This is a genomic window from Yersinia similis, from assembly GCF_001053095.1.
In the GTDB taxonomy this organism is placed as follows: Bacteria; Pseudomonadota; Gammaproteobacteria; order Enterobacterales; family Enterobacteriaceae; genus Yersinia; species Yersinia similis.
In genome coordinates this window covers 49,581-56,864 of sequence record NZ_CGBP01000029.1, presented here as the reverse complement: position 1 = coordinate 56,864, position 7,284 = coordinate 49,581, and the positions used below count along the sequence as shown (strand labels likewise).

The window sequence follows — 7,284 nt, the reverse complement described above, 5'->3', positions numbered from 1 at the left end:
AAGGCGGATTAAATCCGTACCAGTTTGCGGTGAATACACTGGGATGGGTGGATCCGCTGGGGTTGTGGAAAAAACGTAGAAATAATGGTCAGTTTGCGAAGAAACCGGGGCGTAAAAAAAACAAATCTTGTAATTCAGCACATGGAAATAGCCATGATACTGATAAACCAGCAGAAGGGTATACTTTGCGTGATCGTGATTCCGGTGATGTTACGAAATATGGTGAAACAACTCAAGGTGAGAAGAGATACTCTCAGAAGTATTTAGATGAAAATAATGTTGATATGTTCTTCGAAGCCAGTGGTTCTAAGAAAGATATGCATGCTTGGCAACATGATAATATATTAGAATATAAAGATAATAATGGTGGTCTACGTCCATCATTGAATAAATCGGATTATTAAATTATGAAATTATGGGTATCGTCAGAGGCTGATATAGATGTTGCTGAGTTATATAGAGAGACTAGGATTTTCATAGAGAAGCAAGTTAATAGCAATCTTGATGAAATTACGTTCGATCATGATTATGACAAATGGGCTTTTATTGTCATGATTCGTGATAGTAAAAACTGGGCAGATGAAGTTGCTAAACGTCATATTAAGCGTAAAGTTTTAGAGTTTAGATTGAAGATAGACCACAATGAATTTTTAAATGGTAATTTCTCTCAACGAGCCAATTTATTTTTGGATGCCTTACAGCGTTCTATTGATAAGATGGAGGATTTAGGTATTTCACTTGAAGATAGAAATAAACTATATGGTATTTTAGCAAGTATAAAAAATGAATTGTGATTGATTTTGTTAACCAATTAGAACTATTTAAATTAAATTTTCCAGTTGGTTAACATCAGTTTTCGTTGATTTTTTATATTTCACAGTGTGAAAACTGATTTATTAAAAGTGTGATTGTTTAATTGGTGGAGGCAGGAAAATCGCTATCGCGGTTTATACCCTCACGGAGGATGATGCAGTATTAACGATTGAAGCCTGGCGGATGACGGCCTATTTTGAGCAAAAATGTAAAGAATCGGTGCTGGGTTGGCAGCAGCCTGGACGTCACACATTAAAAACCGAATTAGATGAAGCTCACGTTTATTTCTACCAGAATGACCCGAACGGTATGCCGATCCGCCTGCAGGATAGCGAAGGCGAAGTGGTATGGGAAGCACAGTTCACCCCGTTCGGGCAACTGAGTGTCACGGGTACCAGCCAACTGCGCCAGCCGCTGCGCATGCAGGGCCAATATTACGACACGGAAAGCGGTTTACATTATAACCGCTACCGTTATTATGATCCGGCCTGCGGTGTCTTTATCAGCCAGGACCCAATAGGGCTAAAAGGCGGATTAAATCCGTACCAGTTTGCGGTGAATACACTGGGATGGGTGGATCCACTGGGGTTGAATGGATGGAATATTGATGGAGTTCGGACAACTTCAATCCTTCAAGGAGGGCCTTTTAATGAAAAATATTATAAAGATAGTAAGACAGGTCTTTGGTGGTCAAAAGATACCCATGGGCATGGTGGCTCAGCGTTTAAAGTATATGAAGAGACGTCAACATCTTTAGAATGGATTGCAGATGCTGATCAAAATGGTGATTATCTAAATAGCTTTTCAAAATAGTAGATCACCAAAAGGGAACTCAGTCCGAGTTGAGCGATCTGAGCAATCGCCAAACCAATCAAAAAAACCTACTGGACTGAGTTATGTCGATCATAGCACCTATCCCGCGTCCTGAACGACGTTTGATGCAGAAAGCTATTCATAAAACGCGTGATAAAGATTACGCAAGAAGACTCACTGCCATGCTAATGCTTCATCGGGGCGATACTGTCTCTCATACCGCCAGAACGCTTTGTGCTGCTCGCTCTTCTGTCGGACGATGGATTAACTGGTTTACTTTATTCGGTTCCGAAGGACTACAAAGCCTTCCTCCCGGACGCCCCAGACAATGGCCCGTTGAACAGATTATCCCGACACTCATTCTGTTGGTGCAACAACCCCCACAACACTTTGGATGGTTACGTTCACGCCGGAGCACAACACTTTTATTCATTGAAATTAAAAATCTTTTTAGTATTAGCATATCAATCAGCACTGTATATCGTTGTTTATGTCAGGCCGGTATTGTCTGGCGCAGAGCGGCACCAACGTTAAAATTTAAGGATCCACACTATGCTGAAAAAGTCGCTGCAATACAGACTGCACTGGAGAAAAACGATGTGGCAAATCCGGTATTTTATGAAGATGAAGTGGATATCGATCTCAACCCTAAAATCGGTACTGACTGGTGTATGAAAGGCCAGCCAAAACGGATCGCCACACCGGGGCAGAATCAAAAACACTATCTTTCAGGAACAGTCAATGCGATGACAGGTAAGGTCGATTACGTTAGTGGGGCAAGCAAAAACTCTATCTTATTTATCAATATGTTGGAAAAGCTGAGGCAAACCTATCGGCGAGCTGAAACCATTACATTAATCCTGGATAATTATGTCATACACAAAAGCCGTAAAGTAGAAGACTGGTTACAGGAAAACCCGAAGTTTAAGCTGTTGTTTTTACCGACATATTCACCATGGTTAAATAAAATAGAGTTGCTTTGGTTATCACTGCACGAAACCCTTACTCGCAACCATCAATGTCGTTATATGTGGCAATTACTAATAAAAGTGAAGCAATTTATGGCGGTGGCTTCACCTTTCCCCGGAAACCAGCCTGGCGAAGCCAGGGTGTAGCGGTATTATGAAAAGCTATTTAGGAAGTTGAGGCGTGAAAATAGTATTGTCTATAATAAACTATATCAGGAAAAAATAGAAATGCTTTACTTTCTAATAGAAAAAAAGGTGGGTGTTTTAATGGATTCGATAAAAAGAAAATCAACTGATGAAATAATTCAAGCGCTAAAGTTTATTTTATGACAGAGGTTTTTTTATGAAACTATTATATCGCGTATTTATAGATTTATTGTTTGTTGCTTTAGCTATGCTGTTTTTCGCGTTCTTCATATATATGTCTGGTAAAGTACCTGAATTTTTCATGATGTACGTAGTCTATGGTGGTTTTTGTTTGTCATTTTATTTTTCATATCGTTTGAGAAAAATTTTCATGACTTAATTTTAACGTTGCCCATACATAAATGATATTTACTTGAATGCATGGGCGCGAAAATTGATTGGTTTAATAAACTCTGTCACTCCATATACTATAACCTGATGTGCCTGCTATTTTATGTTGCCAGGATATTGACTCATATATAAACGAGATTTTTTCAAACGGTATTGCACCATGATTATTTATTACATGAGGGTAATTTGAACTGATATCTATTATCGTAGCTTTAGTTAATTTTATCTCATAAAATATTTCCAAAGCACCAGATTGATTTAATCTATAAATTGAAAATGATGGGGTTAATATTTCATTGTTGGATATGGCTATAGCCATTAGTGGTGATGATTTGTCAATTGGTTTGATAAATTCAACAGGATGATGTGTACAATGTTGCTCTCTTGTTATGGCGTGATTTAAGGATAGTATCTGAATTTCATCGTCATGACCATTCTGATGTCGATTTCCAATCGAGTCAAATGAACTGCATCCAGCAGAGATTAATCCTTGTTCACTTCCTGTTAATTTTAAATAGGTATTAAAACTCATAAAATATCCTTATAGACTCAGTTGTTTGGCTTAATTTTATAAAGAGTGGTGTTCTTTTTTATAAAATACGAATTCAGTATTTTATATTAACTTGATATGTTTATTTTTTTTAATGTAAACAACTCAAAAATGAAATTTTAAGATATTTCTTGCTTGCATGGCTGTCATACTACATGTGCGTTGGTTGGGGCCAATAACCCGAATCACTTACTACAATCATCTCGCTTACCGCTTTCCTGAAAATCGAATTATCTAAATAGCTTTTCAAAATAGTAGATCACCAAAAGGGAACTCAGTCCGAGTTGAGCGATCTGAGCAATCGCCAAACCAATCAAAAAAACCTACTGGACTGAGTTATGTCGATCATAGCACCTATCCCGCGTCCTGAACGACGTTTGATGCAGAAAGCTATTCATAAAACGCGTGATAAAGATTACGCAAGAAGACTCACTGCCATGCTAATGCTTCATCGGGGCGATACTGTCTCTCATACCGCCAGAACGCTTTGTGCTGCTCGCTCTTCTGTCAGTCGATGGATTAATTGGTTCACATTATTTTGCATCGAAGGTCTGAAAAGCCTTCCAGCCGGACGCCCCAGACAATGGCCCGTTGAACAGATTATCCCGACACTCATTCTGTTGGTGCAACAACCCCCACAACACTTTTATCCATTGAAATTAAAAACTTTTTAGTATTAGCATATCAATTAGCACTGTATATCGTTGTTTATGTCAGGCCGGTATTGTCTGGCGCAGAGCGGCACCAACGTTAAAATTTAAGGATCCACACTATGCTGAAAAAGTCGCTGCAATACAGACTGCACTGGAGAAAAACGATGTGGCAAATCCGGTATTTTATGAAGATGAAGTGGATATCGATCTCAACCCTAAAATCGGTACTGACTGGTGTATGAAAGGCCAGCCAAAACGGATCGCCACACCGGGGCAGAATCAAAAAACCATCAATGTCGTTATATGTGGTAATTACGAATAAAAGTGAAGCAATTTATGGCGGTGGCTTCACATTTCCTCGGAAGCCAGGGTGTAGCGGTATTATGAAAAGCTATTTAGTGTAAATATAATCATTTCACGCTAACACTGGCGAGTAACTCTATAACCTTCTTAATATATCAGATGAAAATAATGGCGCTATCAAGTTGTTTATTTTTAATAATAGTAGCGAGGGAGTGGGGGGTTATAAGCTAAGTGATGGTTTATATTGAGAGTCATCATCTAATGATTATTAGCTTAGTAAGCTTAACAGTTTTCGCTAATTTTCTATAGAAGACTGAATGGATTTTATTATTTTTAGGTTGATGTGATATTAGTTATTTACTGACTTAGCGTGCCTGAAAATATAACTCCCCCGCTTATCAGACATTCCGTTTGAGACTATTCTCAACAGAGCCTTATAGATTGCACTCCGCAAACAATTACGCAATACTTAGGTTCCAAATAATGGATATTCAAAAATATTGAGCACATGCCTCAAATATTAGGATATCAGTACCATGAGTGACAAGGGAACATGCCGTTTTTCTACCTGCAAATACGCAAAAATCATCTTACTTTGAAAAATCTGGATAGCCAGAAAGTTGTCTCCGGCATAGCTAATTTTAGTACCGAGCGGCTGCTGATTGGCGAGTTCTTTATTGCTGAGGCCTGCCTATATCCTCTGGTGTCACAAGTCTTACCTGGGTTTATTAACCAGTTAAAGCGGCGCTATTTACGCACTCATATTCTGATTCATGCACAAGAGATGCTGGAAGGAGGGGTCAGCCAGGTAGAGCAGCGGATTATGCGGGAGTTTACCGTTCCGAGCTTCCCCAAGGGATACCATTCTTTATATGCGGGTCCACAGGCACTGAGTGATGATGCCGTGAAGCGTATCATTTTGATGGGTTCAGAAGACCTTATTACCGCTGCTGACCTCAAAGTCTGACCGATTCATGGCCGCGATTTAACGGGTCACCCGATAGGCGGAACATTAAATCGTTGGCGGGTAATCCCCTCTTGCCAGACATGGTCTGCGATAAGCGCGCCCTTTGTCATCGCCCCGTAAATTAGGCCCATGCAGGGGTTTAATCCCCTGACGGCGCAATGTACCGTCAGGTTCAGCGCCTTAATACCAGAGATACCAGGCTAATAGCGAGACAACGATGATGCAGATGATATTTAACCAAAAACCAACCTTCACCATCTCTGGTTGCCTGATAAAACCCGTGCCATAAACAATAGCATTTGGTGGCGTGGCGACCGGCAGCATAAATGCGCAGGAAGCACCGATACCAATAATCATGGTCAGCAGAAGCGGTGGCATACCTAAAGCCTCAGAGACGGTGGCAAACACCGGTACTAGCAAAGCCGCGCTGGCTGTATTACTGGTAAGTTCGGTTAGGAAGATGATAAAAGCCGCTACTGCCAGAATAATAATAAACCAGTGATAGGCACCAAAAATGGAGACAATGCCTTGTGCCATAACGGCACTGGCACCGGAATCGCGCAGAATAACACTTAGCGTCAAGCCCCCACCAAACAGCAGCAATACCCCCCATCCGGTGTTTTGCTGAATTTGACGCCAACTGGCGACGCCGCTAATGCCAATCAGGACGACTGCACTCAGTGCGACCAGCGTATCAAACTGTTTCACCCCACCGAGCATTTGGCTCAATTGACTACTGAAAATCCAGCCAATGACCGTCATACCGAAAATACCTATCGTGATTCTACGTGCGGCCGTCCAGGGTAGTTGCTCCAGTTCGATATCAAAATGATGCTTAAGATTAGGCCGCAGAATGACGTACAGCGTCACCACCATTAGCGGCATCAGAATGATCATCGCGGGAGTGCCATATTTCATCCAACCGACAAAATCTAGCCCCAACTGTGCCGCTGCAATGGCATTAGGCGGGCTCCCCACCAAGGTACCCAATCCACCGATACTGGCGCTATAGGCAATACCCAGCAGAATAAAGACATAGGTATTACGTTCTCGTTCCAGGTTCAGGTTACCGATGACACCTAATGCCAGCGGCAGCATCATTGCCGTCGTCGCGGTATTACTAATCCACATGGATACTAATGCCGTGGCACCAAACAGCATCAGCACCGCAACCATCAATTGCCCTTTTGCTGCAAGTAGCAGGCGGTTAGCAATCAGTTTATCCAGGCCTTGAATATGCAGTGCCGTTGCCAGAGCAAAGCCACCAAAGAATAGAAAGATGATAGGGTTAGCGAAGGATCTCAACCCCGTGTTAACGTCCATTAGCCCCGTACCCACGGCGATCAGGGGAACCAACAGTGCGGTGATCGTGACGTGAAGTGCTTCGGTCAGCCAGAGGATGCCAATAAAGGCCAAGATGGCCAGGCCGCGATTGGCGTTAGCGTCGAAAGGTAGAACATTAAGTAGAAGAATAAATAGCAGAATATCAGTAATCAGAATCGCTAAATTGCGCCTGGAGATTGAGGGCGGTGCAGCAGTCGATAAAGGTGCGTCAGCCATAACAAAGTATCCTCATTTTTTATCGTTAGATCACGTGAACCTCATGGGGTTATATCGTTGCGCATGTTATCTTTTGGTATGATAAGTGAGCAATTCGTTATGGCTTAGTAAAAAATGTTA

General features: G+C 41.5%; 5 protein-coding genes and 4 pseudogenes. 7 read left to right on the top strand and 2 right to left on the bottom strand.

Annotated elements, in window-relative coordinates; translation table 11 throughout:
* The 5 genes and pseudogenes from AC971_RS23390 to AC971_RS23380 form a co-directional block, all read left to right on the top strand.
* Nucleotides 1-267: pseudogene (locus AC971_RS23390) on the top strand (RHS repeat domain-containing protein); the annotation flags it as partial.
* Nucleotides 268-407: 140 nt separating this feature from the next.
* Nucleotides 408-794 carry an Imm44 family immunity protein gene (locus tag AC971_RS24445; RefSeq protein ID WP_144236050.1) on the top strand — a complete coding sequence of 129 codons (387 nt, stop codon included), beginning with the start codon at nucleotides 408-410 and terminating at the stop codon, nucleotides 792-794.
* A gap of 283 nt (nucleotides 795-1,077) precedes the next feature.
* Nucleotides 1,078-1,626 (top strand): annotated as a pseudogene (locus AC971_RS25275) (RHS repeat-associated core domain-containing protein); the annotation flags it as partial.
* Between the two features lie 83 nt (nucleotides 1,627-1,709).
* On the top strand, nucleotides 1,710-2,741 hold the full coding sequence (locus AC971_RS17535; RefSeq protein ID WP_048677770.1) for an IS630 family transposase: 1,032 nt from the start codon (nucleotides 1,710-1,712) through the stop codon (nucleotides 2,739-2,741).
* A 196-nt stretch (nucleotides 2,742-2,937) separates the two neighbouring features.
* Nucleotides 2,938-3,120 (top strand): hypothetical protein, encoded by a 183-nt coding sequence (locus tag AC971_RS23380; protein WP_071825429.1) that lies wholly within the window; start codon nucleotides 2,938-2,940, stop codon nucleotides 3,118-3,120.
* Between the two features lie 135 nt (nucleotides 3,121-3,255).
* On the opposite strand, the pseudogene tssD reads toward AC971_RS23380, so the two are convergent.
* A pseudogene (gene tssD, locus AC971_RS17530) lies at nucleotides 3,256-3,663 on the bottom strand (type VI secretion system tube protein TssD); the annotation flags it as partial.
* Between the two features lie 356 nt (nucleotides 3,664-4,019).
* On the opposite strand from tssD, the pseudogene AC971_RS25270 reads away from it, so the two are divergent.
* A pseudogene (locus AC971_RS25270) lies at nucleotides 4,020-4,620 on the top strand (helix-turn-helix domain-containing protein); the annotation flags it as partial.
* A 570-nt stretch (nucleotides 4,621-5,190) separates the two neighbouring features.
* On the top strand, nucleotides 5,191-5,604 hold the full coding sequence (locus AC971_RS17520; protein ID WP_025381296.1) for a YjaA family stress response protein: 414 nt from the start codon (nucleotides 5,191-5,193) through the stop codon (nucleotides 5,602-5,604).
* 180 nt (nucleotides 5,605-5,784) lie between these two features.
* Here AC971_RS17520 and AC971_RS17515 read toward each other — a convergent pair whose 3' ends face one another.
* The gene (locus AC971_RS17515) at nucleotides 5,785-7,164 is read right to left on the bottom strand and encodes an SLC13 family permease (protein ID WP_025381295.1); all 1,380 of its coding nucleotides are present in this window, start codon (nucleotides 7,162-7,164) and stop codon (nucleotides 5,785-5,787) included.
* Between the last annotated feature and the right edge of the window lie 120 nt (nucleotides 7,165-7,284).